The sequence below is a fragment of the Endozoicomonas numazuensis genome (genome assembly GCF_000722635.1).
Classification (GTDB): Bacteria; Pseudomonadota; Gammaproteobacteria; order Pseudomonadales; family Endozoicomonadaceae; genus Endozoicomonas_A; species Endozoicomonas_A numazuensis.
The window spans coordinates 1,016,201-1,041,373 of sequence record NZ_JOKH01000001.1 but is presented as its reverse complement, the minus strand read 5'-3'; the positions used below and the strand labels follow the sequence as shown (position 1 = coordinate 1,041,373).

The following is a 25,173-nucleotide window of genomic DNA, read 5'->3' as shown; positions in this document are numbered from 1 at the left end:
GATGGATTCGGTGGTACTGTCCATAGTCATTGCCTGAAAAGTGACTGCTTGAAAATGCTAAGAGATTTCAGGTAGTGATTTAACCAGATTTAGCAGCTCATGGGATAGTTGAATCAGTTCTTTTAATAGTTGCGGATTGACGTCCAGATGCCCTTCATACTCCGCAAGGTTACGCTGGTTGTGGCATTGATCCAGTACCCGCCACTTTGCACGACTCAAGCCCAACGTATGCTGTAAACACTGAAACACCAGATAACGGCTTTCAGAACGATAGCCATGCCAGCGTAACGCAGCCAGCGACAATGCGTGCACGGCACTGTAGGCCAGTGAAAACTGACTATCGACGGACAAACCTTGAATGGCAGCATCCTTCAATTTGGTTTCTGCTGCCCGAACCATGCCTGCAAATTCCTGTGCATCGGGGGGTTCTTTTTTGAGCTTGTTGATTTTGACCAGATTATCCAGCTCTTTCACGATAGCGTGTCTCCGGTTAAGGGTTGATCGATCAGCCAGAGTTTGGGCTGTTCCATAAGTCGTGTGATAAAACTTTGCTGACTGTTTTCTCTTTGCCGGAATTCTTCCGGGCTAAACAGAGTCGGATTGATAACTCGGCCTAGCTGCTGTTCTGCCGGTTCCAGCTGTTCCATGATGTCGCCGTAACTCAGGTCATTTCCGACCAGCAGTACGTCTATATCGCTGCCTGCATGCTCCTGCCCTTTTGCCACGGAGCCATAAATAAACGCTATGTCGCATTGCTTCAGAACTGAAGCCAGAGCCTCCTTAATGACACCCTGTGCGCCAAAGGTTTTGCGGGTAATGGCTTTCAGTTCCTCAAAAACAGGATTATCCGGGTTGGCCTGATAGTGTTGCTGGTTGCCCTGCTGATGGGTGGTCAGCAAACCGGCTTCGGTCATTTTTTTAACTTCACGCACCACAGCACCTTTACCCACGCCCGCCAGACGAGCGATTTCGTTCAAATAGAAAGAGGTGTCCGGTTTGCCGTACAGCACCGACAGCAGACGTTGCTGGGTTTTGGTGAATAACGCCGAGGCAATGGATGACATAGCGGCTTCGTCCCTGTAGAGGTATCAATATGGGAACTATAGGTATCATATTGGGACTTTTCAAGGTCACAATACGGGACTGATAAGTCTCATGTTGATACCTTTTGGTATTGTGCAGACAGCGTCAGCCCAATGGTCTCCGCAGTGCGGAGACCATTGGAGAGGAGTTAATTTGATGACCAGTCACGCACGTCGATTTTGCCGGTGACGGCGGCGGAGATTAGGGCGGTGCGGCGTTCCAGCTCTGGGTTCGTCGTGCACCAGAGAGAATGAGTGCTTTCTGCATTAGATAAAAGTCATTCTTGATTCGGAAACTGTCGGGATTCGTTAACAGTGTTCGCAGTTCAAGCATTGAATAATACTGAGTTCGTGTTTTTCTTCTTGCTTTGATTGAATAAGGTTCAAATGGGTTGGTCTTGCACTTGAACATGAGAATGCCCCATCGATACATAGAGACAGTAAAGCGGACGGTATCGAAGATGGTTCTTTCTTTTTGATTACTATCTCGTAAATGGGTAATAAGCCGTTTAATTTCCTCCGGAGGGACGTGGTCAGCAGGGTAGTGGCCCAGAACGGGCTCCACATGTTTCTTGATTCTGTTGTAAGGGCGCGGACCGATATTGTTTTTTTCAATGTGCCCTTTGACGTAGTCAGCCACCAGGTCAGATAGTGTGTACTCCTTCAGCAGAGGGACAAAATTGGCAGAGTCTTTTACCACCTCTTTGATAATGCCATTCAGGACAGATGGTTCTTTGATGTCTTGCCCATTTTTTCTGGCTGACTTTGCGGACAAATGAATTCGTCGGGCATCTTCCAGTGACCGATCAGGATAGTCACCATACTCTATTCGAGATTGTTGTTTGTTACGGTAGTGATCAGTGTACCGCCAGCAGAAGGTTTTTCTCCCTGAAGGAAATATCCGACAGATCAGGCCCGATGTATCGACCAGTGTGGTCTCTTTATTTTCAGCTTTTTTATTACGAATGGCGACATCCGTTAGATTTTTTTTTTGCCATAGTCGTGACTTCTTATTCTTGATTTTGAGGTCATTCACTATATGCCAGTTTTTCCGTTGTCGCTGGGTAACGAGAGGAAAACTGGGCAGTTATTTGGGCAGTTTTATTTGCGCTGCTATGTTTTGAATGTACCTTGGTGCACAGTATGAGACGAGCAAAAAAATGGCGGGTGATTCTGAGAGGGTGCCGCTTGAGCCTTATTTTATAGGGTGTTCGGCGATAAATGAGAAGTGATGAGATGAAATGTACTGAGTGAAAGTAAGTCTCCCCAAACTGCCGCTGTCACGTAAGCCCGTTGCTGTTAAGCAACGGTGGAGGTTGCTGTGATGAATCGGGCTTTCCACTGCAAGGTGGACTTGCGCTCCAGCATCAACGAGGAACTTCCTAGTTTGGTATTATCAGCCCGGGTCTTTAATGACTGGCAAACAGACCAGAGAGACTCAACCGGGATTATATCGGTTCTGCCGTACAAGTCTGTAGGTTTTTTTTGCTATTGATCTTTTGACTGATAGCTCAATTGGTTTTTTGCTGATGCTGCCTCGCCAGTCCATGATGCTCTAGGAGTCTGGAAGGGGAGAAGAACAGATAGCCGTCCAATTTTTAATTTGGTCGGCTATAAGGCGGATAATGTTTAAGCGCTGGTTGGCTTAGCTTTCGATCGACATAAGAGCCTGATCCAGTTTGCCAAGCATCTGTTTGATTTGTTCCTGGGCGTCAGAGTTATCAGTCAGGCTTTGTTGTTTACTTTGTAGCAGCTCATAACTGATGTTTAATGCTGCCATGACTGCGATGCGTTCTGCACCTATCACGCCGCCTGAACGGATCTGCTTCATTTGTTCGTTTAAATGCTGGGCTGCCCGATGAAGGTTAGCTTCTTCTTCTTTAGGGCAACTGATCAGATATTCCTTGTCCAGGATACTGACGGTGGTAGTGGATGGACTGTCCATTAGGATTCATGCTCCAGAGTACGCAGGCGGTTGATCATGGCCTCGACCTTGCTGCGTGCGACATCATTCTTTTCCATAAGTTGAGCGCGTTCGGCCAGCCAGGATTGCTCCTTGGCACGCAATAACCGGTTTTCTTCTTTCAGTTTCAGACTGATGGCTACCAGGTAATCAAGTTTCTGGTTCAGGGCTGCGAGTTCGTGGTCGTTCATAGGTTCCGGGACCGTGTTATTGGAACTACTATAGCGGCTGTAGGTATACAGAACAATGCCTTTGAGATTTGCCTAATCGATAAATCTGGTACACTCACTCACCATCAGGTTTTCATAGAGCCAATGGGATCAGGTCCTCTGACGGATTTTCAATCCACCCTGACAGGGTGGGGTTGTTACGGGTAAACGAGTCCTGTCCAGAAAGGCTTTCAAGGTAATTGCAATGACAAATAATGATGCGACTTTAGACGTTGTCGCCTTTGATGAGCTGGCTGACCGACTGGTAGAGCTGGGTGGTGGCAGTCATCCTTCTGAACTGCATGGAATTCTCTGTGGTACGTTTGCCGCTGGCAGTCAGCCTGGAGTAGAAACCTGGTTCAGACAAGTGGCTGGATTACTGGAGGACCAGGAGTTAGACAGTCGTTTTCAGGATTTGCTGTCCAATATGTATCAGGGAGCCCTGCAGCAGCTGGATCAGTCTGACTTTTCCATTGCCCTGCTCATGCCAGATGATGACGAAGCCCTTGAACAAAGAACAGAAGCGCTGGGTTATTGGTGTCAGGGTTTTCTCTCCGGTTTTGGTGAAGTGATTGGAAACAAAACGTTAAGTGAAGAAGTAGAAGGGGTTCTGAATGATTTCTCGGAAATTGCCCAGATACAACCCGAAGCGGATGACAGTGATGAATCTGAACGCTTCTTTATGGAAGTCAGTGAGTTTGTTCGAATGGCGCTGATTACCGTTTTTTCTGAGGTGACCGCCCAGGAAAAAACTAAAAAGGGTGATACCCAAACCATCCATTGATTGAGTCTGTTTCTGATATCTGAACGATAACAGTAACCATTTATTTCCCTTCGGTGATGAGTGTTTTCACGGTCAGCAGCCATGAGCGGAAAATGCAACTCACCCCGAAACATGGAAATGGCTGCAGAGCTCGATAAAGCGGTATTTCATAGTAAAAAGGAGAGAGGGATGACCGGGAAGTATGATGTCCTGATCATTGGTGGTGGACTGGTAGGTGCCAGTCTGCTGTGTGCTCTGGAGTCTGCGATCAACCAATATGAGTTGAAAGTCGCTCTGGTTGAAACGCACTCTATAGATGAGGCAAGGGATACTCCTCCCAGCTACGATGCCAGAGCCTCGGCACTCTCCTATGGCACCCAGTTGATCTATGAAGAGTTGGGGCTCTGGTCAGCCCTGGATCAGTTTGCCACGCCTATTCTGGATATTCAGGTGTCAGATCAGGGGCATTTTGGTGCTACAAACCTCAACTACCAGGACGAAGGGGTGCCCGCATTAGGTTATGTGGTAGAAAACCATCGTCTGGGTGAAGTGCTACTCAAAAAGCTGAAAGATTTTAGAGACCAGGGTCTGGTTGAAGTGCTGAGCCCTGCTCAGGTTGAATCCCTGCAACCGATGCCGGGCTCTGAAATGAAAGTGTTAATTGGTCAGTCTGGTGAGTCAGTCGAGAAACTGGCTTCGCTGGTGGTTCTGGCTGATGGAGGGCGTTCCAGTCTGATGGAAAAGCTGTGTATTGGACGCAAGCATTATGACTACGAACAGCACGCGCTGATTGCCAATGTTTCTCTGGACAGACCTCATCAAGGAGTTGCCTATGAGCGATTTTCCGGACGAGGTCCTATGGCTCTGCTGCCTCTTTCCGATGATCGGTCAGCACTGGTCTGGACTGTTCCCTCAGACGAAATAAACGACAAAATAGCCATGGATGATGAAACTTTCCTGACAACTCTTCAGGAAAAGTTTGGTTATCGGGCGGGTGAGTTTACCCGGGTCGGGACACGAGAAACCTATCCTTTGGCACTCAGTGTTGCCCGTGAGCAGGTCAGGCCCGGGTTGGTAGTTTTGGGCAATGCTGCACATGCAATGCACCCTGTTGCAGGTCAGGGCTATAACCTGGCTATCAGAGATACGCTGGCTCTTGCGGACAATATTATCAATTCTATAAGGCAGGGGATGTCTCCCGGCCATCTGACCCGGCTGCTTCAATATGTCGATGAGCAGAAAACTGACCAGAAGATGACACTGGACTTCTGCGACGGTCTGGTGAAATTGTTTTCACGACAGGAATTACCGGTGATCCTGGCCAGGAACCTGGGCTTAACCTGTCTTGATATGAGCCGGGGGCTGAAAGGTCGATTTGCTCGTAAGGCAATGGGGTTATAGTGGTGAATCTTGAATACCTGGCACTGGGTCAGAAAGGCAATGCTCGCAACAAGTTTTGGACGTTATTAGCAGGAGAACTCGGTTGAAATCATTTGATCTGGTGATTGTCGGTGGGGGTATGGTAGGAGCGTCTCTGGCTCTTTCTCTGGCCGAAAAAGACCTGAAAATAGCATTGATTGATCAGCAATCGTTGACGGCTCAGGCCTTTGCTCCCGATAGTATTTATGCTCCCCGGGTCAGTGCTCTGACAGAAGCTTCTTCCAGATTATTCCAGCAACTGGGTGCCTGGGAGTACATGACATCGCAAAGGGTCATGCCCTACCAGAATATGTATGTCTGGGACGGTGAGGGCACAGGTGAAATCGAATTTGATGCCAGCTCAGCGGGCTTTAAAACACTGGGACATATTGTTGAGAATGATGTGATCCGAAATGCACTTCTTCAGAAACTGGCAGAAACAGATATAGAGTGTTTCCCTGGGCAGTCAACCATTGACTATCAGCTGGGAGAACCCCATCAGGTTCAATTGGAGAGTGAGCAGATAGAGGCTCGACTGTTAGTAGCAACTGATGGTGCGGAGTCACCCCTGCGGAGATTGTCCGGAATCCCATCCAGCCAGAAGGATTATTTGCACCATGCAGTGGTCACCACCGTAGAAACGGAGCGTTATCATCAGGATACCGCCTGGCAGGTCTTTCTGGATACGGGCCCTCTGGCGTTTTTACCTATGCCCAGCCGGGGAAACAAGCACTACTGTTCCATCGTGTGGTCATTAATACCGAATCGGGCAGATGAAGTTTTGTTACTGGATGATGAGGCGTTCTGTCGGGCTATTCAATTGGCATTTGAATCCAGGCTTGGGGCTGTCATTTCGGCTGATCCTCGCTTTCGCTTTCCTCTGAAGCAGCGCCATGCCAGGCATTATCATCGGAATCGTATCGTGTTGGCTGGAGATGCAGCCCACACTATTCATCCTTTAGCCGGTCAGGGAGTGAACCTTGGACTTCAGGACGTAGAGGCTCTTTCTGAAGAAATTATCCGTGCCGTTGATCGTGGTGATGATTTTTCTGCCAGTCATATCCTGAATCGGTATGAGCGCAGAAGGATGGGAAGTAATTTGCTGATGATGAAGTCTATGGAAGGCTTGCAGAATCTTTTTGCTGCTGACGATATTGGTATTCGCTGGCTGAGAAATGCGGGCTTAAAGTGGACCAACCGCTTGCCCTTTGCCAAGGATGTATTGATTAAACATGCCATGGGTCTGTGAGAGGCATCCACCTGGAAACATTGCTTGATTAGTTGTTACTAAAACGGGGCTGATTTTCTAAACGAATGTCGTTTTTCTACCTATGCTTTGTTATTTGATTTTTAATGAATAAATCAGGAATAAAGTATGAAAAAGTGGCTTCTGGTTTGGAGTATGCTCTGTTTTTCTATCACTGTTGAGGCTCAGCCAGAGCCTGACGATTATGTGGTTACACTGGTTCGGCATGGCGATCGCAGCCCAAGATACCCATTAAATTCTGAGCTCTGGCCTATGGGGGTTGGGGAGATGACTGATACGGGCTTCAAACAGTGCTATGAAGCAGGTAAAAGCTTTAGAAAACACCAGCTTCCTGCCCATTTTCCAACGCGATGGAGTCCGGGTCTTAGCTATCATCAAGCCCGGGGTATGGACAGAACCATTCAGTGTGCCGCGACCATGCTTCAGGCTATTTATCCTGACAGTCTGAAAACGGACTCTGGTCATGAGTTAGCCGTGGTCCCTCCTGTCTATGCTCCTTTTCAGCGAGATGATCCCCTTCTTGGAATTCCTGACTCCTGTAAAGGGTATAGATCTCTGATCAGTGATATGCAAAAGAGTCCTCTCTGGATAAAGAAGGCAGAAGCAATTGGGCCTGAAAAGATCAAGCTCTGGGCGCAGATGTCAGGTCAAAAGCCTACGTTGCATGGCATGTCCCGTCTTGCCGATACATTGAACGTCAGAAAAATTCATAATATCCCTTTACCCGATTTCTTGACGACTGAGGATGAGCAGCAGCTACTGGAGCTGATGCACTGGTTTCTAGAGCACATGAGCAAAGATAAACGGATGGTCCAACTGACCAGTCAGCCGCTGCTGAATGCGATTGATCAACGTTATAAGCAGCATAAGACCTGTCTTGAAAGTGGCAAGACAGACTGTGAATACTTTTATCTGTTATCTGCCAGTGACAATAACATTCTGGCCATGCTGAGCGCTCTGGGGAACCCCAGGGCGCTCAATGTGCCTTATGCCAGCAGGCTGACGATACGATTCTCCCCCTCAAAAGGGGTAGTTCAGGCTTCATTTAATGACCAGCTTTTGACTTTATCCTGTGGCTCATCCTGCACCCTGGAACAATGGAGCCAGTTGGTGGCCTCGATTCAACGCTCCGACTGGACGGAATTGTGCCATCTTCAAGAACCTGAAGCTCATTCAATCCCCTCTGATATATCTACAGGGAGTAAAAAAGAAAAATAACGTTTTTTCTGAACTATATTTAACCCGCTTCGTCCAATGACATTAATAAAGCAGAAATCTGTTATGCCTTGAGTCTGTCAGGCGTTTGGGCTGTGCGAGATCTGCAAGAATGGGTTTATTTGGTTTCTGGATCTTGATCAGGAACAGAAAGTGCCGCCATCGTAAATGAAATGAGTCGGGGCATTTTCTTTATGCCAGCCATGGATGAGAATCACTGCTGGCAGTAAATCGTTCTTTCAAGGTGAAAATTAGAAGTATCCCTCGGGAAGGAGAAATGAATGCGTAGGTCTGTGCTCGCAGGTGCCGTACCTGTTGTTGTATTACTGGCATTGCTTCAAGGTTGCAGCAAGCCACAGGATTGTCCAAAAGTAGTTCCTTCGGCAGAAGATTCTGCCCGCCCAGTAGCTGAAGAAGAAACTTATGATTGCACCAGTGTGGATGCTACAGACGCACTGAAGCAGACATGGTGTGAAGCTCGTGGCGCTTTTGATCAGAGCTCAGTTGCGGGTGATGTGGCTAACTTTGGCCCTTATCTGAAAAGCTACCGCCAGGGTGTCAATGATGCTCGCCGAGCTGAAACCAGCCAGGTGTCTCTTGAACTGCTAGACGGTCAGACTGAAAAGCCTAAAGAGTCAGGTTATCGTGCAGGCTATAAGCGAGCGGTAGAAGAACTGGGTGTCATCGAGTACAACTGTGATGATACTGAAAAAGCCAGTGAGTATAAGGACCGCTGGTGTGAAGCGGATGATGCCTATCGTATTGCGGGTGTTGGAAGTAGTGATAACCCATTCCTGAGAGGGCGTTTCATTGATGGTTACATGGCCGGCGGTCGTGTAGCCCTTACTGTACCCACGTCCATGGAAGCATTTTTCAGTGGTGAAAATCCTGAGGGTAAACAGCCCACTATTTACAAGCGGGAAGGCGATGACGTTAAAGCTACCGAACAAGCTTTTTATAACGGCTTTGATGAAGGCTATAAAGCAATGATTGCCAGCATCAGGGAGTCTATTAATCAGGTCATGCAGCAGATGCAGGTTCCAGACAACATGCAGATGCCAGAAGGTCTGATGCCCCCTCAGCCAGGTCAGTAAGCTTTAACTGACATCAGGTAAAATAGAGCCCGGATGTTCAAAACAGCCGGGCTTTTTTATTGTCTAAACAGAGCTATAGCATGCTGGATGAACGACCTCTGATGGCTCTTTCAAACTCCTGCCATTGTTGAGGCGTCATAAGATTTTTTAGCTCCTGCAACAATTGGACAAGCATACCCGCTGATAGGGCACTTTGAAGATAAAGGTGAGGCAGCTGACTTCGGGCATAGAGCGTTAACCGGGTTTCCAGCTCACCAATAAAGGCTTGAAGATGTTGATCCAATATCTGTTGAACGTTCCTTTTAAGAATCATTGAGCTGATTGTTTGAGCAAGGCCCTGAAGGTGGGGGTCTGGGGGCGCTGTTATGAGCACGGATGATGAGGGAGAGGTCACATCAGGAGAAAAAATGGATTGAGAGGCGCTGACTAACTGCTCCAGTTGTTGAGCCAAATCTGTCAGTTGCTCCGGTGTCAGCATCACTTGAATCGTCAGAGCCATGGCTGCACTGACACCTCCGGCAGACGTCTCCTGCAAGGGAGTAAAGTATTGCTCCAGTACCCAGCTTAGTAATGTCTCGGCATTAGCGGGTTGAGCGGGTATTTGTTGGAACTCAATGAAGTCATGGGTTTGCGTCTGACTTCTAAAACTTTGATGCTGAGCCTGACGCAGCTGATAGATGAATTCCTCCACCCCTTCAACGGTTGTAAAAAACTGCCCGAGTATGCGAGCCAGAGATTCTCTATGCTCTTTTCGGTTGTGATTTTTAAACCATGAAAGTGACTTTCCTATTTGGGCTCGTGTTTGTGATGCTCCATCTTTTGCCGCTTTATGTTGAACCCAAAGCATATTGTTAAGACGAGTCTGAAAATCGACCGTTGTAATCCTCATCATGCCTCGGTTGGCTGCTGATTCATGCTGGTTTAAATGTTCAAGTCTTAATGTCAATGCCCTACCCGGTTGCAACTTTTTCATTGAAGGAGCTCTTGCGACAGGTCTTCTGACAACAGGAGTGTTCTGTGGCTGAGTCAGACTCCGGTGACTGCCCTGATAAACCTTGGGGTTTGCGGGTCTATGCCTGTAGCTGCTTTGTCGAGGGGGCTGATGAATACCCATCATGGATTGATGGTGTTCGGGGAGTGTATTGACGGTTCTTCCGATTCGATGGTCTCTCCGCAATGTCATGCTTCGTTTCGGAAGGGACTCATCATCCGTAAAGCCGCTGAAATCAGGCCTTCTTCCTCTTTTCAGACTATGGGATGGCTGGGGAGGAGGGGGCGCACCTCGAGTGTTCCAGCTTTGACCGTAAAGCCTGAAGAAGTATTGCTCAAAGCTGTTCAGGTTTTGTATCTGAATACTACTCAGTACCGTCTGTAAATACTGGTGAATGGGAGAATTATAAATTGAACCTTGATACACATTGCCCCGGGCTGTAGCCATTGGTTGCAGCCCTCTCATTCTTTGCAGAATTGAGCGCTGTTGCGGTGACAGCTGGGTTTGATCCAGCAAGAGTTTATAGTTTGCCAGACTTAATTCAGGCATTTGCAGTTCGTGTTGTAAATGCGTAATCAGTATTTCTCCGGCGTCGAACTGTTTGAGTTCCACTAACGTTTGAATCAGGTTGATCAGTTGCTGAGCCATGAATTGAGGAGAGACAGGTTGAGACTCCAGTCTTTGCAGTATTCTGCGAAGGGTAGCTTGCACCATCTGACCGTGTTGATAAGACGCTGGCACGACACTCATCGAAGATTGGCTAAACATTGAAACCTGGCTCTCGTACCCACTTAAATCCTCCGAAAAACTTCCCTGCGATGGAGAAAAAGTCTGGGGGGTATTCCTAGGTTTGCTGGGTTTTGGCAACAGTCTGGCATAGAGGCTGCTGTGGTCTTCGGCGTTACTGTTGTCGAACAAAAGCGTTATTATTTGCTCCTGGTGAACGGTTTCCTGAAGAGTGCTGTTTAGTTGTAGTTGTTGTTGCTTACTGTCAAAAGCCAATACATGGCCATGGATGATCCTTAGACCCATTAATTTCGGATCAGAATTCATTTGCTTCAAGTAGTTGATGATTGCCTGCCTTGCTTTATCAGACTTCAGATATTTGAGTACTCTCTGCAGGTGTTTGATGTCCCAGGTCATTTTTCTAAGTCTTTCTCTGAGAGGGTCCGCCAGGGAAGGCTCGGCCAGCACAGGAGGTGTCGTCTGACTTTCGAGAATGGGGACAGGGTCGTCTGCTGCGAGAAGTCTTGGTGTATTTAGCAGAACAGGTACGTCACCATGAACTTGTGGCGCTTCCTCATCTTGTTTTCCAGTGGTTTCTACTGTTGGCGTATCACTGGCTGCGGATTGTTTTGGTTCAGGAGCTATTTCATCAATGAATTCTTTGACGACGTTAGGTTCTTCATGAGTAATGAAATGGGCAAGAGCTGCCGCTAGAGGGTCAGTCAGACTGACTTCGATATCTTCAGGTTTGAGTGTGCTGAACACTTTATTGAGTTCATTATAGGAAGGCGTGTCAGAGAGGCTCTTAAACGGTGGATACAGCTTGAAAGCCGCCACGATCAAATTTTCCGTCTTTTTTATTGCTGCTTTTATAGAGCCATCATCCACCTGTTTGTTGGGGTTATCATCCTGCAATCTTCTTATTTCAATGTTTCGGGCCCATCTACTTACTACGGGATGGATCAGTGATAACTTGTATCCCGGCATATCTTTGATGACTTGCATTAATCGCAGCAGATAGGACTTTTGAGATTCTGTCAGGGTATGGGTGGGAGCTTCTGGCGTTAGAAAAGTGACATTAACATGCGGCTTTGTTTTTTTATTGCTCCGTTTTTTTTCCTGAGTTTCTTTAACAAGTGTTGCACCTTTCTTTCTGGCTTTTGTTGAAGGAGGGGGGAGCGTTGTTAAGGGGTTTTCAACAGCTCTGGGCTTTTCTTTGACTTCGTCATCCTTCCTCCCTAGCGCTTTATTCTGAGAAAACGCCTGCATGCTGGTTATCCCGGCTGGCGTCAGCAGGCTGACAAAGACTTCCAGAGAGTGAGTATTGCTTTGGCTGGCATAAAAGGATGTTTTGGAGCCAATGGGTGCATTGGTCCAAAATTCGGTCAGAGAGTCAGCTGAACTGGTCTTCAGGTTCATCAGCGCTTGCAGTTGTTGCAAGCACTGTATGGCAGTCGTTGGTAAGTGCTCGTCCAGCCAGGTCAGAACGGACTCATAGTCATCCATGGAGTGAACCCAAGTCAGCAGATGGTCTACCAGAGCATTGCCTTCAGAAGATAATAGTACTTGTGACTGGGCTGCTATTCCCGAATGAGGAGGGTGTTGAGATCTGCGGCTGCTTGAGCGTTTTGTCCATCCAGTCATGGCTGATAGTCGTCTAAATATCTCATAAGATACTTCTTTTGGCTGAGGAAGAGGTGTGTAAGTAGGTAAGTTAGCCAAATGGCTTGCTTCGAGAGTCTGACCATTATCCATAACCCAGGTGATGCCGGGTAAGTCATGATTCAGGTAGGCCATGAAATCGAGTGTCTGATCAGGAGTGATGCCTTCTATTGCCGCTTTCAGCAAACCTCTTAAAGCCGAGCTAGACGTTAGTCGACGTTTGTAATTTTTTTCCTCTTTCTTGAAGGCATAAGCATCTATATAAGCAAGCTCTCCATGGTGGGGGAATTTTTTTGAATTGCTTTTGACCAGTCCTTTCAGTTGACTGCTGAAAAGACTTTGATTCCCCAGATTATGGTGATCGAGCCAAGTAAGAATGATCTGCATATGCTCGTGGGCTGAGGCACTGTTGAGCATAAAGCGATACAGGCTTTCAGCGAGGTCAATGTTAATATCCAGTGCCGCTGACTCTGGAGAGGGTTCTACCTGAGATGGGTCTTCTGGCGGTGTAGGGTCATCTGAATGCTTGTCAGGGTCGTTATTCTGGGAAGAAGGTGGAGGATTAGTGTTGGGGAGACGCTCCGTATTGCCCCTCGCTTCCGCAGGCTTTCCGTCTGAAGTTTTGCCTGATTCATTAGGTGTATTTCCTGGAACCTGGCGGATATAGCCAGTCAGGTTGATTGCCAGAAAATCCTGAAACGAGCTTTCATCTGGAAACGGCTGGTCGCAGATGTGTTCTCCCCTGAAAAGCAGATTGTACATGTAGATGGATAATGCCTGACTGTTGAATAGATGCTGGCAGGGCGGGTAGTCATCGGTTAACGGCATTAATTCCAGGTCAATTAAGAGGTTGTGCAATTCAGAGTTCCTGGGAAAGTCAATCACATAATCCCCTTCAAAGGATTCAGCGACTTTTAAAACAGGTACTTTGTCCAGTTTTTCAGCCGGTATGATCGATCGCCAGTTTTGCACCCTGAATCGATAATAAGAAAAAGATCGTTGGCCATTCAAATCAAGACGTAAAACCGGAGTAATTCTGAAAGATGCTGGTTGTCGAGCAGGTATTGTGTGTTCAGGCTTTATAGCAGAATGCCATTCTGGCTCAATGGACAGAGTTTCGTTTGTTTTAATGTTTCTGAGCCGATAATAATCGGCTGCTTGCCTGTTTCTGCTATTGAGTCTTAGTACCGGTGTTGCATGGAATGTTGATAGTTCAGAATGTATGATCTCCGAATCAATCGTGTTATTTGATTGATCGTCGCCATTATTCGAATTGTCATCAGGAGGGATAGCAGAAGTAAGAATATCTCCTTCCTGAAAAGGTAAGGTTTTATAAATCCAGTGCACACCGGGTAAAAGGCGGTACTCACAAGGCTCTGCCTCAGTAGTCATCAGGTGTTCCAGAGCATATCCCGGTTGTACCAGAAGCGAACACTTCGGTCTCATGAAAGACTGAACGAGAATACCTGAACCGGTAGTGGGAGGGGTTCCATCGGGAGGCGGAAGAAATGGACCAACCTCTGTAGTTTTCGAAAAGGCATTTAACAAATATTGATAAATCCAGTAAAGGGGGAATCCTTCCATGTCTGGTTCTGACTGAACCAGCGTTGGATTGAAATCGTCAGGTATTAGCTGACTCATCTCATACAATAGATGAAGAGAAGGTATTACCAGCCCTGAAAGTCCCGCTTTTTCCATAGTCCAGTCAGTAGAGGCTTGAGGGGAGGGGGATAGTACATTCAGGGACAATGCACATAGTAAGAATGAGGGGGAGAGGATGCTTTGTCGAATTGAACACTTCTTTAATTCAGTCTTCATAATACTTAATAACAAGCAGTGACAGTGACCATTTTGATAAGCAATAGAGTTTAGTCGATTTTTTATTTAAGTGATTGTGTGGTCAAAAATGGCAGGCTATTGAGCCTTGTCTATAGTTTCAGGCGACAAGAATCTAGCTGGAGTATGCAATGTCTGAGCTCAAAAAAATAAAAACAGTCGAAGAGGCCAAGCAGCTGGTTAACCAGCGGAAACTGAGTCATATCAAGGTAGGGTTGTTTGATAATGATGGTGTACTGCGGGGCAAGTACATGGCCAGGGGTAAGTTTTTTTCTGCCCTGGATTCCGGCTTTTCATTCTGTGATGTGATTTTGGGTTGGGACTGCAAAGATCGAATATACGACAATACTTCGGTTACGGGATGGCATACCGGATTTCCAGACAAGCAGGTAAGAGTGCTACCAGAAACGGTGCGTGAATTGCCCTATGAAGAGAACATGTTGCTATTTCTTGCAGAGTTCTCTGATGAGGCTGAACAGGTGTGTCCCAGAGGCATTTTGCGCAAGGTGATTGAAAAGGCTGCCAGCATGGGATTGTGGGCACGAGCGGCCTGTGAGTATGAGTTCTTTCTGTTTCAGGAAACTCCTGACTCCATTCGTGAAAAAGGCTACCGAAACCTGAAACCTTTTACGCCAGATAGCTTTGGCTATTCCGTGATCAGGAACTCCGTTCATTCAGAACTCTATCAACAGATTATAGAGATGGCCCAGGTGATGAACTTTCCCATTGAGTCCATTCATACTGAGACCGGTCCAGGCGTTATCGAAGCAGCGTTGATGGTTGATGACATATTGTCGGCAGCAGATAAGGCGGCTCTTTTTAAAACATTCATGAAAGTGCTGGCAGAGAGAAATGGCTTAATGGCTACTTTCATGGCCCGCTGGTCTTCCGAATTGGCGGGCCAAAGTGGTCATATTCATATGTCCCTGGTTAATGCCAACGGAGAGTCTGTTTTTTATGATCCTTCAAAGCCATATGGAATGAGTGCGCTTCAAAAGCACTTTATTGCAGGTCAACAGCGTTTAATGCCAGAGTTTCTTGCCCTGTTGGCGCCCACTATTAACAGCTATAGACGTCTGGTGCCTGGCTACTGGGCACCTACCAGAGCGTCGTGGGGGATAGAAAACAGAACCTGTGCTCTCAGGTTAATTCCAGGTAATGCAAAGAGTCAGAGAGTCGAGTATCGGCTGGGTGCAGCAGATGCCAGTCCTTATCTGGCTCTGGCGGCTGTTCTTGCCTCAGGCCTCTATGGTATTGAGCATGAACTGGAGCCTACAGAAGCAGTGTCTGGAAATGCTTATAGCCAGAAATTCCCTGATGAACAGACTTTGCCTCGTTCTTTGTATGAGGCAGCCCAGCTGCTGAAAGGGTCAGAAGCTGCCCTGAGCTACTTTGGAAAAACCTTTGTTGACCATTATGCGGCTACCCGCGAATGGGAAGAAATGGAGTTCAGAAAGCATGTCACCGATTGGGAGCTGGCGCGATACTTTGAAATTATATAAACCTATATTTAAAGCTGTTGGGGCCGAGGTATGGGTAGAGAAAAATAGTGTTTAAGCCATGACCATCGCTATGGCTAAAGGAGAATACAGGATGAAGCTGGGAATACTTGAATGTGATGATGTCAATCCTTCTCTGGTGGAAACCTATGGCAGTTACCCGCAAATGTTCATGAAAGCCTTTCTATCGATTGACCCATTGATGACCTTCAGGGTTTATCGGGCTCATTGTAATGAGCTTCCGGAAGATTCCGGTGAATGTGATGCCTATTTGATTACGGGCAGCAAAGTCAGTGCTTACGAGCAGCTGGGCTGGATAAGCTCACTGGAGCTGTGGATTCAGGCTCTGGCAAAAACCGGCAAGAAGCTGCTGGGAATTTGCTTTGGTCATCAAGTGATTGCTCAGGCTATGGGGGGCGTGGTAGAGAAATCTGAAAAAGGCTGGGGGGTTGGCCAGTATACGAATGAAATCATCAAAAGTGATATCTGGATGGTACCTGAAAAAAAGCAGCTTAATCTTTTAGTCAGCCATCAGGATCAAGTATTGCAATTGCCTGAAAATGTTGAAGTAATCGCTGGCAGTCCTTTTTGTCCCAACTTTTTATTGCAGTACAACGAGCAGTTTTTGACCGTGCAGGGGCACCCGGAGTTTTCCAAAGAATATTCGGCTGCATTGATGGAGCATCGGAGGGGGGCAATTATCCCGGAAGATACGGTCAGGGCCGCTCTTGTTTCTCTGCAGCAAAAAGTAGACAGCCAACTGATGATTCAGTGGATGCGTCAATTTTTAGTCTCGTAAAGGTGAAGATCTCAAAAGTTTGAAACAGACAGTTATCTCACTTGGAGAGGAAAAAACTTTCACGCTAAAATAATAAAAATCTTGGAGCTTCAGGCACCTGTTGGACTTACGCTTTCGAGCACGAATATCAGTAGAGCGCGTCGGCTTTTGCTGAAATTCAGACTGAAATGCCCCTAAATCCGATAGAACCCTGGTCAGATTTCCATAGCTTAACCGTCAATGTTTCTTGATTGAACATGAGGAATGGAGTCCATAATGAATAAGGCCACCTTCTCTATCAGTCTGAGTTCTCAGCAGGTTTTACAGTATTATCAGGGCAAAAAGAATCGTGTCCAGGTCAATGCCCGGGAAGGCTTTAGTATGAGTATTCCCTATGACATTCTGCTGAAGTATGTCACCCGTGAAGGGGTTCATGGCACCTTTGAAATTTCTTATGGTTCCGATGGAAAGCTGGGCGAGCTTCGAAAGATTGGTTGAACTTTTCTTTTGCCAGGCATAGCGCTTGTTCGCAACTTCCCTAAGAGCCTGTCGCTTTAATGTATTTATGCTCGACAGCATAAGTCCGACAGGCTTCCAGGAGTCTGTCTGCTCACAGACAAACTCCTATAGGCTCATGAGTCATGAAAAAGCGATGATCAGGCTGCTGCGGTAATAATAAGATATTTTTCCATCAACTCATCATTAGACTCGACGTTATTCGGATCTTTGGGGATGCAGTCAACGGGGCAAACCTGTTGGCATTGTGGCTCGTCATAGTGACCAACACACTCAGTGCAGAGATGGGGGTCAATCTCATAAATCTCCTCTCCGGGAGAGATCGCACTGTTCGGGCACTCAGGCTCGCACACATCACAGTTGATGCAGTCATCAGTAATGATCAGGGACATGATGTAATCTCCAGTTCTGCTTGAGGCACACGGCTCAAGCCGCCAGATTCAGGATGCTCTATCAGCTCTGGGCATTAGGGCCAAACTTGGCCTTCAGGGCTTCCTGAACACAGGGAGAGACAAACTTGTCGATATCTCCACCCAGTGAGGCAATCTCCCGTACCAGCGTAGAAGAAATATAGGAGTACTGCTCAGCAGGTGTCAGAAACAGGCTTTCTACACTGGGAGCCAGAATCCGGTTCATATTTGCCATCTGGAATTCGTATTCGAAATCAGATACAGCTCTAAGGCCACGAAGAATTACTGTGGCTTTTTGCTCTTCCAGAAAGTGGGCGAGCAGGGAGCTAAAACCTGTCACCGAAACGTTATCAAGGTGAGCTATCACTTCTTCTGCCAGCTCAACACGTTTGGCTAAGTCAAACATAGGCTTTTTTTTGGGGCTTTCTGCTACCGCAATGACCACGTTGTCAAAAATTCTTGCTGCCCGTTCTACCAGGTCCAGATGGCCTTTGGTTATAGGGTCAAAAGTGCCGGGGTAGATTACCTTGCTCATTGAAAGTGCATTTCCTGCTGATGTCTCAGGAAGCCTTTGAAGCCGGTTGACCACAACTTGATAAGGTCAATAATCCGAAGCTCAATGACTTCACAGATGCCTATAGTGAAGGACAGTGCGTCTTGATCTGTCCCTTTCGTACTGAAAAGGTTGAAGCAGAATTCTTCAATCTATAGATAACGAAGGCCGAATGGTATCGAAATCGATCAAGGGTGACAAATAACCTGACTTAAAACCGGGCATTTAAATGAGAAATAGCTGTTTTTATAGTCCCTGTAAATCATTCCGGAGGAAATCCGGGCTATTAAAACACAACCCGGACCGGATGATTTCTATCAGGAACCAGAAAGGAATTTGATCATATTCTTTTTCAGCCAGGTATTGTAGGGAGGGAAAATGAACCGGGCGCTGTTGAAGCGACCTTTGCTAAAGACTGCTTTTGCTTTGGAAAGTGTCTGAAAGCCTTCATGCCCATGGTAGTGTCCCATGCCGGAAGGTCCGACGCCTCCAAAAGGCATATCATCAATAGCGACATGGAAAAGAGTTTCGTTCAGGCATACGCCGCCAGAATGGGTGTGGGTCAGTACTTTATCCTGTGTCTGTTTGTCTTCACCAAAGTAATACAGTGCCAACGGACGAGGACGTTCATTGACGAACTGAATCGCTTCATCAATGTTGTCTATTTCTATCACTGGGAGCAGTGGACCAAAAATTTCTTCCTGCATCACACTCATATCTGCAGTGGCATTGAGAATCAGGTGAGGAGGTAAACGGCGGGAGCCATCTGTTATGGCCTCATTATTGCCAACCCGGATTTCTGCCCCTTTGCTTTTGGCATCTTCAAGGTGATTAAGCAGCCTCTGGTGCTGTCTCTCGTTAATAATAGCGGTGTAGTTCTTACTGTTGTTGACTGAAGGGTGCATGCTGCTGAAGGCTTTGAGATAGGCTTCTACAAAGGCTTCCTTGCGTTGTTTTTTGATCAGTATGTAGTCGGGGGCCACACAAGTTTGCCCGGCATTTAATGATTTGCCGTAACAGACTCGTTCAGCTATTTCCTGTATTGGGAAGTCGTCATCGATGATTACAGGAGACTTGCCTCCCAGTTCCAGAGTGACGGGTGTCAGGTTCCTGGCTGCGGCCGACATGACATGCTTTCCAACCTGAGTGGAGCCGGTAAAGAGGATGTGATCGAATGGTAATGCGGTAAAAGCCGCTCCGACTTCTGCTTCTCCATTGACGACAGTGACAAGGTCTGCCGGAAATATATTAGCAATGACTTCAGCGAACAGTTTTGAGGTGGCAGGAGTGAATTCTGACATTTTAATCATTGCCCGGTTACCAGCGGCAAGGGCCGTTGCCAATGGGCCTACAGCCAAAAAGAGGGGGTAGTTCCAGGGAACGACAATACCAACCACTCCCAGAGGCTGATAAATAACTTTTGCTGAGGCCGGTTGTAAAGTGATCGAAACATGTCGCTTACTGGGTTTCATCCACTTCGGCAGATTCTTACTGCAGTAATCAATGGATGTGAACGATGGCATAAACTCTGCCAGTAATGAATCGGTCTCAGCACGACCTTCAAAATCTTTGTTCATGGCATCGATCAGAGATTTCTGGTTTTTCTTCAAACCTTCTTTCAAGGCTTTCAACCACTCTCTTCGTTGTTGAAGAGACGGACTGGGCTGTTTCTGAAAAGCTTGCCTCTGGGCTTCAAGCGACGCATTCATTTCTGCTATCAGACTGGAAGAACGATGGCTGGTTGTCGTTTGATCCGGTGATTTAGTCTCTGTAGTCTGGTCAATTTCAGTAACGCTCATGGCGCAGGTCTCCTTCAGCAGATCCGGTTCTTATTTTTTGTCTTGAAGCCGAGCAGGTGTTGATTGCCAAGACTCCAGAAGATGGTGAAGAAGCCGTGATGGCTCAGGTTACTCACTGATCAACACTGCCACTTCTGACTTTATGCCTGACTTAATATGGTTTAGAGTATTTACTCTAAACTGGAATCTATCGACTTGCTGGCAGAATTTCAAGGGTATTTATGGCTGTTAAAACTCGGGATCGCATTTTAGACAGAGCTCTGGAGCTTTTTAACAGCCAGGGTGAAAGAGCGATAACAACGAATCATATAGCAGCAGATCTGGGTATTTCTCCTGGAAATCTCTATTACCACTTCAGGAATAAAGACGAGATTATTCTTGCTCTTTTTCAACGACTGATTGACAGCATTGCGGTCAAAATTACCGTTCCGAAAGATCGTCCACTGAACTTTCAAGATAAACGGATGTTCCTTGAAGTAGCTCTGGCGGGTATGTGGGAATTCCGCTTTATTTATCGGGATGTGCATGGTGTTATGAACCGCAGCAGGGAGCTCAGGGCTGCCTATCAGCAGTTTGCCAGGCTCTCCCTGCAAACGCTGGAAAGGATTATTGTAGGGCTTGTGTCGTCAGGTTATATGGATGTGCCTGAGCAGGAGATTGAAGCACTGGCGTTGAACAATTTCATGGTCCTCAGTAGTTGGCAGGAATGGGTAACCGCTGCTTTTCTGGAAGAAAATGAGGTGTTACCCAAAAAACTGTTCAGAAGAGCTTTCTACCAAATTCTGCTGATGGACCGGCCTTTTGTCTGTGAAGTGGCAAAAGAATCTTTTGCTGAGCTGGAAGCAGAGTATTTTGTGCCTATGAGTATTCTGAAAAGATGAGCTTCTGGTGCAGCCGGGCGTTATCCCCCATACCGTTTGCACTGAGCCTGTCGAAGTGCATGGCCAGCATCCTTCGACAGGCTCAGAGTGAACGGGGTCTGTAGGGTAATTAACGCTTGGATCATGGTGATTAAATTAGAATTTATGGCGGAAAGTAACTGTTCAAAAACGCGGGTATTCGCTCTTCAAGCCAGAATTCAGGACGTAGAATAGAGCCTTGAATAAAGCCCACATGCCCACCCGCTGAAGTCAGCTCAAAACAGATATCCTGGGATAACTCTTCTTTGCGAGGCAGTGCTTGTGGAGTCATGAAAGGGTCGTCTTCGGAATGAATGATCAAGGTAGGTCTGGCGATGTCTTGCAAGTAGTACCGACTGCTGGATTGCTGATAATAGTCAGAACCACTCTTAAAGCCATGTAAAGGCGCTGTGATACTGTGATCAAACTCTTCAAAGGTTTTAACTCTTGATCCGTTGATCAGAGAGGTCAGACGCTGTGCTTCTTCATTCCAGCCTTTAGACTGAAACAATTCGATTTTGTCCTGTGCTTGTTGATACAGCTCCTTAAGGAAATTGTCACGGTAAATGCGTGATAGGCCGGTATTCATTTTTGCGGCACAAATGTCCAGACGAAAAGGCACTGAAACGGCCACAGCGCAGGTTAACGGACAATTCCTGGATTGTTCACCCAAGTATTTCAGGAGCACATTCCCTCCCAGAGAGTACCCTACGGCTGCCATCGGACGGTTGGGAAATCGGCTGCTCATTTCTACCAGTATTTGGTCCAGTTCAGCACTGTCGCCTGAATGGTAGCTACGCGCAAGGTGGTTGGGCTCGCCACTGCAACTGCGAAAGTTCACTGCCACACTTTGCCAACCCTGATTAAACAGTTGTTGCTGCAGACCCAGAATATATTTTGAGTTAGAGCTGCCAGTCAGACCGTGCAAAAGAACCACCAAGGGAGAGTGCTCATTGCTACCACACCAATCCAGGTCCAGAAAATCTCCATCTTCGAGCTTCAATCGTTCCCTGTGCCTCTCAAGGGACTCTTTTTGTCGAAGTAAAGGAGGCCAGAGGGTTTGTCGGTGTGGGCCTGAAAGTAAAAAGCTGGGGTGAAAAGGCGTAGGTGAATTCATTTCAGGCAGTAACTGTTTGATAGACGACGGATTCGATTATATCGGATGGAAAGTAAACAAAAATACATTTATATCTGTTTAATGCCAGAAGAATGATGGCTACCCACACTATAAAGCACAAACTCTTGGTAGCTTACTATTGCTACCCTTGCTTGCAGTGGCTTTCTATATTCAGGAACACCGTTGATGAGCTGTTTGCCGGAGAAGTAGCTGACAAGGCAAAGCACTTCGCTGAAGGTATCGCTGAAAACCTTGGTCGACAAATCACCCAAACAGCCATGAGCGGAAAATGCAGCTCACCCCGAAACATGAAGATCTCTACAGAGCCTGGATTAGCTGCATTTTCATAGTAAAGAGTCCCACTTATGACAGAAGACGTTCAATATCAGAAGGGACTGGCAGGCTTGAAAAACAGGGTCTGAGTCTGTCGGTAATAGTAAAGACAGGTTTTTATCTTTATGAGTTATCGGGCTTAGGTGGTTTACGAATAGGACTTCGACTGCGGTCACGATTTCGGTTGTCTTGTGAATAAGGGTTGCTGGACTCTTCTCTCCTACTTTTTCTTTCTGCTTTTCTTCTGGGGTTATTTCGGTGGGGGCGAAAGCGAGATCCTCTCTGTTGTTCTGTCGTTGCGTCACTGCTTTCCTGGCCTGGTGCCGGCAGCATCAAAAACAGGCGAACAAGGTTTCTGAAAACGGTCACAAACATGCTCATCAGTGTTTCTTGTGATGGATCGTTTTGTTCAGGCATGGAAGGGATAAACAGTCCTCCAGAAAAGCCATCCTGGTGCCAATAGCCCATGGCTTGCTTGTTAACGTTCAGGCAAGAACGATTGTTTAGCAGGCAGTCAAGCAGTCTGCCATGGATAATCCGCCTTTGGTTTTGAGGTAGAGGAAGAGTCGTTATGTCCGGAATTACATATTTATTAAATTTGCTGTCATAAGGCGGGTGGTTCTGATCTGGAGTCAGCTCTATGCATTCCTGATCTGTTTCCTGCAAAAAGCGGGTTAGGCTTTTGACAAATTCTTTCTCTTTTGAAAATTGAATGGTGAGTGTTTCCAGGCATATGGTTGTTTCAGGCTCTTCATTCGATAGTTCTAATCCAGGTTTTTCTTCTTCCGACTCGTTATCCGGTTTCTCTTTTTGATCAGCCAGAATTAATGAAGAATGCAGGCCGAATATGAAAGACGCAATAAATAGCAACAGTCGTGTGCATGAAAGCATCCTGAGATCGCCAGATGATGATGAAAGCTTCTAAGACTAGTAAATGAAGTGAGGCTACGCAGAAAGAAGAAGCAGGAGCTGAGGGGATCAGCTCCTGGGAGCCTGGTCAGGAATAGTGCTTGAACGGCCTATTCCCGGTCAGGTCTGGATGATCAGCAGATGCGATCAGCCTTGTAGTAAACATCAGCCTTATCAAGACCGTTGTCGTAAGCGGTCTGGCCGGTACGGTCAGACTTTCTCAGGTTTTCGCGAGACTCTGCAGTTTCTGCAGGCAGCAGGTGATCTACAGCAGCTTTCTCGCTCAACAGCTCTTCTTCGGTCTTTTTCATCATGCTCTGACCGTATTCGTTGATTTCCAGACCCTGAATGATCTGGTAGCTGCCGAATTCGCAGACACATGGGAAAGAGTAGTAAATGCCCTTGGCGACACCGTAGCTGCCATCGGAGATGATACCCATGCTGACCACTTCGCCGTTGCTGCCCAGAGCCCAGTCATGCATGTGATCCAGAGCGGCTTGTGCAGCGGAAGCAGCAGAAGACAGACCGCGCCACTCAATGATTTCAGCACCACGCTTTTGAATGCGAGGTGTGTAATCTTCCTTGTACCATTTTTCGTCAATCTGGCTGATCGCGGACTCTTCGCCCAAAACAGTAGCGTGATGGACGTCAGGGTACATGGTTGGAGAGTGGTTACCCCAAACACAAACACCGTCGAGATCCGATGGGTTAACGCCCAGCTTGTTGCCCAGAATACCTTTGGCACGGTTGTGGTCCAGGCGGGTCATGGCACAGAACTGAGAAGGATCCAGATTCGGAGCGTTACGGGACAAAATCAGGCAGTTAGTGTTAGCTGGGTTGCCAACAACCAGTGCTTTAACGTCACGGTTAGCTACTTCGTTCAGGGCTTTACCCTGTTCAGCGAAGATAACAGCGTTAGCTTCCAGCAGGTCAGCACGTTCCATGCCTTTGCTGCGAGGGCGTGCGCCTACCAGCATGGCATAGTGAATGCCACGGAAGCCGTCGAAAGGATTGTCGTGAAGGCTGATGCCATGAACCAATGGGAATGCGCAATCTTCGAGCTCCATGGCCACGCCACGCAGCTTGTCCATAGCCTGAGGAATCTCAACCAGTTGCAGAATAACTGGCTGATCCGCGCCCAGCATTTCACCGGCAGCAATTTTGAACAGAAGGGAGTAACTGATGTTACCTGCTGCACCTGTGACTGCGATACGGACGGGTTGTTTCATGTGACCACTCCTTAGAGTTCTCGTCTGAAAAGAGGCTGTTTTGAATTATTTCAGCGGCGAGAAGGTTACCTAGAACGATAGGTTAAGTCCACTACCGTGTGGGTGATGTTGTTTTTGAATGATAGGGTTTGTATCGTTCGTTGAGTTATTTTTAGTGAATGGCGAGTTGTCGATGTGATGTTTTGAGTCTACCTGTAATCGAAAGAGTGCTCCCTGCGACCTAGCAGGGAGGTGAATTTCGTCAGCCCGTCAGGGCTGATCTTGGTTCTCGATATACTCCTTAATTACATCCAATGGTGCGCCCCCGCAGCTTCCGGCAAAATATGATCTCGACCATAAGACAGGCTTTCGATAAGCACCCGCAATATCACAAAACTCTTGCCTTAGTCTTCTGGACGAAACAGCTTTTAAACTGTTTATCAGTTTGGAAATAGACGGGGTTTTGGGCGTAAACTCAACCAGCAAATGCACATGGTCTGCTTCACCGTTAAATTCAACCAGCTCAGAATCAAAGCTCCCGCAAATTTCAGAAAAAATATCTTTCAGTCTTGTTAAGTGCAAAGCTCCCAGAACTTTCTTTCTGTATTTTGTGACAAAAACAATGTGGCAATGCAGGCTGTAAGCACTGTGCCGACCTTTCTTTATTTCCTGCATACTGATATTTTATAATCCGTATTATGGGCTATTATATATAGCATATAAGATATCACACTGATTGCATAAATGAAGATTATCAAGGCATATAAGTACAGACTGGACGTAACGCCAGAGCAGCATGAAAGGCTTATGCAGCTCTGCGGTACATGTCGTTTTGTCTGGAATAAAGCCCTGAGCATCTGCAATGAAAAATGGAAGTCTGGCGAAAAAATTCCATCCTCTTACACCATGCACAAATGGCTTCCTA

The 25,173-nt window shown here is 46.9% G+C and carries 23 protein-coding genes and 1 other RNA gene; 10 read left to right on the top strand and 14 right to left on the bottom strand.

The genetic code is table 11. From position 1 onward, the window contains the following. Positions 1-57: 57 nt before the first annotated feature. The 6 genes from GZ78_RS04685 to GZ78_RS04665 form a co-directional block, all read right to left on the bottom strand. Entirely contained in the window at positions 58-474 is a 417-nt protein-coding gene (locus GZ78_RS04685) for a hypothetical protein (RefSeq protein WP_034833130.1), read from the bottom strand. After that, positions 471-1,064: a nucleotidyltransferase domain-containing protein gene (locus GZ78_RS04680; protein WP_034833129.1), complete on the bottom strand. Its 594-nt coding sequence runs from the start codon at positions 1,062-1,064 to the stop codon at positions 471-473. Before GZ78_RS04680 ends, GZ78_RS04685 begins: the two co-directional genes overlap by 4 nt. A gap of 220 nt (positions 1,065-1,284) precedes the next feature. Further along, positions 1,285-2,118, bottom strand: coding sequence for an Arm DNA-binding domain-containing protein (locus GZ78_RS04675; RefSeq protein ID WP_034833126.1), 834 nt, complete (start codon positions 2,116-2,118; stop codon positions 1,285-1,287). A 223-nt stretch (positions 2,119-2,341) separates the two neighbouring features. Beyond that, positions 2,342-2,520, bottom strand: a non-coding RNA gene (ssrS, locus tag GZ78_RS28105) — 6S RNA. Between the two features lie 207 nt (positions 2,521-2,727). Next, complete coding sequence (locus tag GZ78_RS04670) at positions 2,728-3,027, bottom strand: cell division protein ZapA (protein ID WP_034833125.1); 300 nt, start codon at positions 3,025-3,027, stop codon at positions 2,728-2,730. Next, positions 3,027-3,236: a TIGR02449 family protein gene (locus tag GZ78_RS04665; RefSeq protein ID WP_034833124.1), complete on the bottom strand. Its 210-nt coding sequence runs from the start codon at positions 3,234-3,236 to the stop codon at positions 3,027-3,029. The genes GZ78_RS04670 and GZ78_RS04665 overlap by 1 nt, the downstream gene beginning before the upstream one ends. A 223-nt stretch (positions 3,237-3,459) precedes the next feature. Between GZ78_RS04665 and GZ78_RS04660 the strand changes: the two genes are divergently transcribed. The 5 genes from GZ78_RS04660 (at position 3,460) to GZ78_RS04640 (ending at position 9,012) form a co-directional block, all read left to right on the top strand. Then, a complete protein-coding gene (locus GZ78_RS04660) occupies positions 3,460-4,038 on the top strand; it encodes a UPF0149 family protein (protein ID WP_051785817.1) in 579 nt (192 codons plus the stop codon). Between the two features lie 168 nt (positions 4,039-4,206). Next, positions 4,207-5,418: a 2-octaprenyl-6-methoxyphenyl hydroxylase gene (gene ubiH / locus GZ78_RS04655; RefSeq protein WP_034834175.1), complete on the top strand. Its 1,212-nt coding sequence runs from the start codon at positions 4,207-4,209 to the stop codon at positions 5,416-5,418. Between the two features lie 82 nt (positions 5,419-5,500). Next, entirely contained in the window at positions 5,501-6,685 is a 1,185-nt protein-coding gene (locus tag GZ78_RS04650) for an FAD-dependent oxidoreductase (protein ID WP_034833123.1), read from the top strand. Positions 6,686-6,811: 126 nt separating this feature from the next. After that, entirely contained in the window at positions 6,812-7,921 is a 1,110-nt protein-coding gene (locus GZ78_RS04645) for a histidine phosphatase family protein (protein WP_034833122.1), read from the top strand. Between the two features lie 278 nt (positions 7,922-8,199). Continuing rightward, a complete protein-coding gene (locus GZ78_RS04640; protein WP_034833120.1) occupies positions 8,200-9,012 on the top strand; it encodes a hypothetical protein in 813 nt (270 codons plus the stop codon). 73 nt (positions 9,013-9,085) lie between these two features. Here the strand turns inward: GZ78_RS04640 and GZ78_RS04635 are convergent, their stop codons facing one another. Further along, positions 9,086-14,089, bottom strand: a complete 5,004-nt coding sequence (locus GZ78_RS04635; protein ID WP_034833118.1) for a hypothetical protein — start codon at positions 14,087-14,089, stop codon at positions 9,086-9,088. Positions 14,090-14,358: 269 nt separating this feature from the next. Here GZ78_RS04635 and GZ78_RS04630 point away from each other — a divergent pair, with 269 nt between their 5' ends. The 3 genes from GZ78_RS04630 to GZ78_RS04620 all read left to right on the top strand — a co-directional run bounded on the left by GZ78_RS04630 (position 14,359) and on the right by GZ78_RS04620 (position 17,002). Beyond that, the gene (locus tag GZ78_RS04630) at positions 14,359-15,729 is read left to right on the top strand and encodes a glutamine synthetase family protein (protein WP_034833116.1); all 1,371 of its coding nucleotides are present in this window, start codon (positions 14,359-14,361) and stop codon (positions 15,727-15,729) included. A 91-nt stretch (positions 15,730-15,820) separates the two neighbouring features. After that, a complete protein-coding gene (locus GZ78_RS04625; protein ID WP_034833115.1) occupies positions 15,821-16,525 on the top strand; it encodes a glutamine amidotransferase-related protein in 705 nt (234 codons plus the stop codon). A 255-nt stretch (positions 16,526-16,780) separates the two neighbouring features. Further along, positions 16,781-17,002 (top strand): DUF2835 family protein, encoded by a 222-nt coding sequence (locus GZ78_RS04620; protein ID WP_034833113.1) that lies wholly within the window; start codon positions 16,781-16,783, stop codon positions 17,000-17,002. A gap of 158 nt (positions 17,003-17,160) precedes the next feature. Here GZ78_RS04620 and GZ78_RS04615 read toward each other — a convergent pair whose 3' ends face one another. The 3 genes from GZ78_RS04615 to GZ78_RS04605 all read right to left on the bottom strand — a co-directional run bounded on the left by GZ78_RS04615 (position 17,161) and on the right by GZ78_RS04605 (position 19,782). Next, positions 17,161-17,412, bottom strand: coding sequence for a YfhL family 4Fe-4S dicluster ferredoxin (locus tag GZ78_RS04615; RefSeq protein WP_034833112.1), 252 nt, complete (start codon positions 17,410-17,412; stop codon positions 17,161-17,163). A gap of 61 nt (positions 17,413-17,473) precedes the next feature. Further along, positions 17,474-17,965 (bottom strand): pantetheine-phosphate adenylyltransferase, encoded by a 492-nt coding sequence (coaD, locus tag GZ78_RS04610; protein ID WP_034833111.1) that lies wholly within the window; start codon positions 17,963-17,965, stop codon positions 17,474-17,476. 335 nt (positions 17,966-18,300) lie between these two features. Next, complete coding sequence (locus tag GZ78_RS04605; protein ID WP_081869664.1) at positions 18,301-19,782, bottom strand: coniferyl aldehyde dehydrogenase; 1,482 nt, start codon at positions 19,780-19,782, stop codon at positions 18,301-18,303. Between the two features lie 221 nt (positions 19,783-20,003). On the opposite strand from GZ78_RS04605, the gene GZ78_RS04600 reads away from it, so the two are divergent. Next, entirely contained in the window at positions 20,004-20,663 is a 660-nt protein-coding gene (locus GZ78_RS04600) for a TetR/AcrR family transcriptional regulator (protein WP_034833109.1), read from the top strand. Positions 20,664-20,805: 142 nt separating this feature from the next. Here the strand turns inward: GZ78_RS04600 and GZ78_RS04595 are convergent, their stop codons facing one another. The 4 genes from GZ78_RS04595 to tnpA form a co-directional block, all read right to left on the bottom strand. Further along, entirely contained in the window at positions 20,806-21,798 is a 993-nt protein-coding gene (locus GZ78_RS04595) for a hydrolase (protein WP_034833107.1), read from the bottom strand. A 456-nt stretch (positions 21,799-22,254) separates the two neighbouring features. After that, positions 22,255-23,022: a hypothetical protein gene (locus GZ78_RS04585; RefSeq protein ID WP_034833104.1), complete on the bottom strand. Its 768-nt coding sequence runs from the start codon at positions 23,020-23,022 to the stop codon at positions 22,255-22,257. Between the two features lie 152 nt (positions 23,023-23,174). Then, positions 23,175-24,269, bottom strand: coding sequence for a malate dehydrogenase (locus tag GZ78_RS04580; protein WP_034833103.1), 1,095 nt, complete (start codon positions 24,267-24,269; stop codon positions 23,175-23,177). A 249-nt stretch (positions 24,270-24,518) separates the two neighbouring features. After that, positions 24,519-24,923, bottom strand: a complete 405-nt coding sequence (gene tnpA, locus GZ78_RS04575) for an IS200/IS605 family transposase (RefSeq protein WP_034833101.1) — start codon at positions 24,921-24,923, stop codon at positions 24,519-24,521. A gap of 69 nt (positions 24,924-24,992) precedes the next feature. On the opposite strand from tnpA, the gene GZ78_RS04570 reads away from it, so the two are divergent. Next, positions 24,993-25,173, top strand: a 181-nt coding sequence (locus GZ78_RS04570; RefSeq protein WP_034833100.1) for a helix-turn-helix domain-containing protein, incomplete at its 3' end; no start/stop codon positions are given.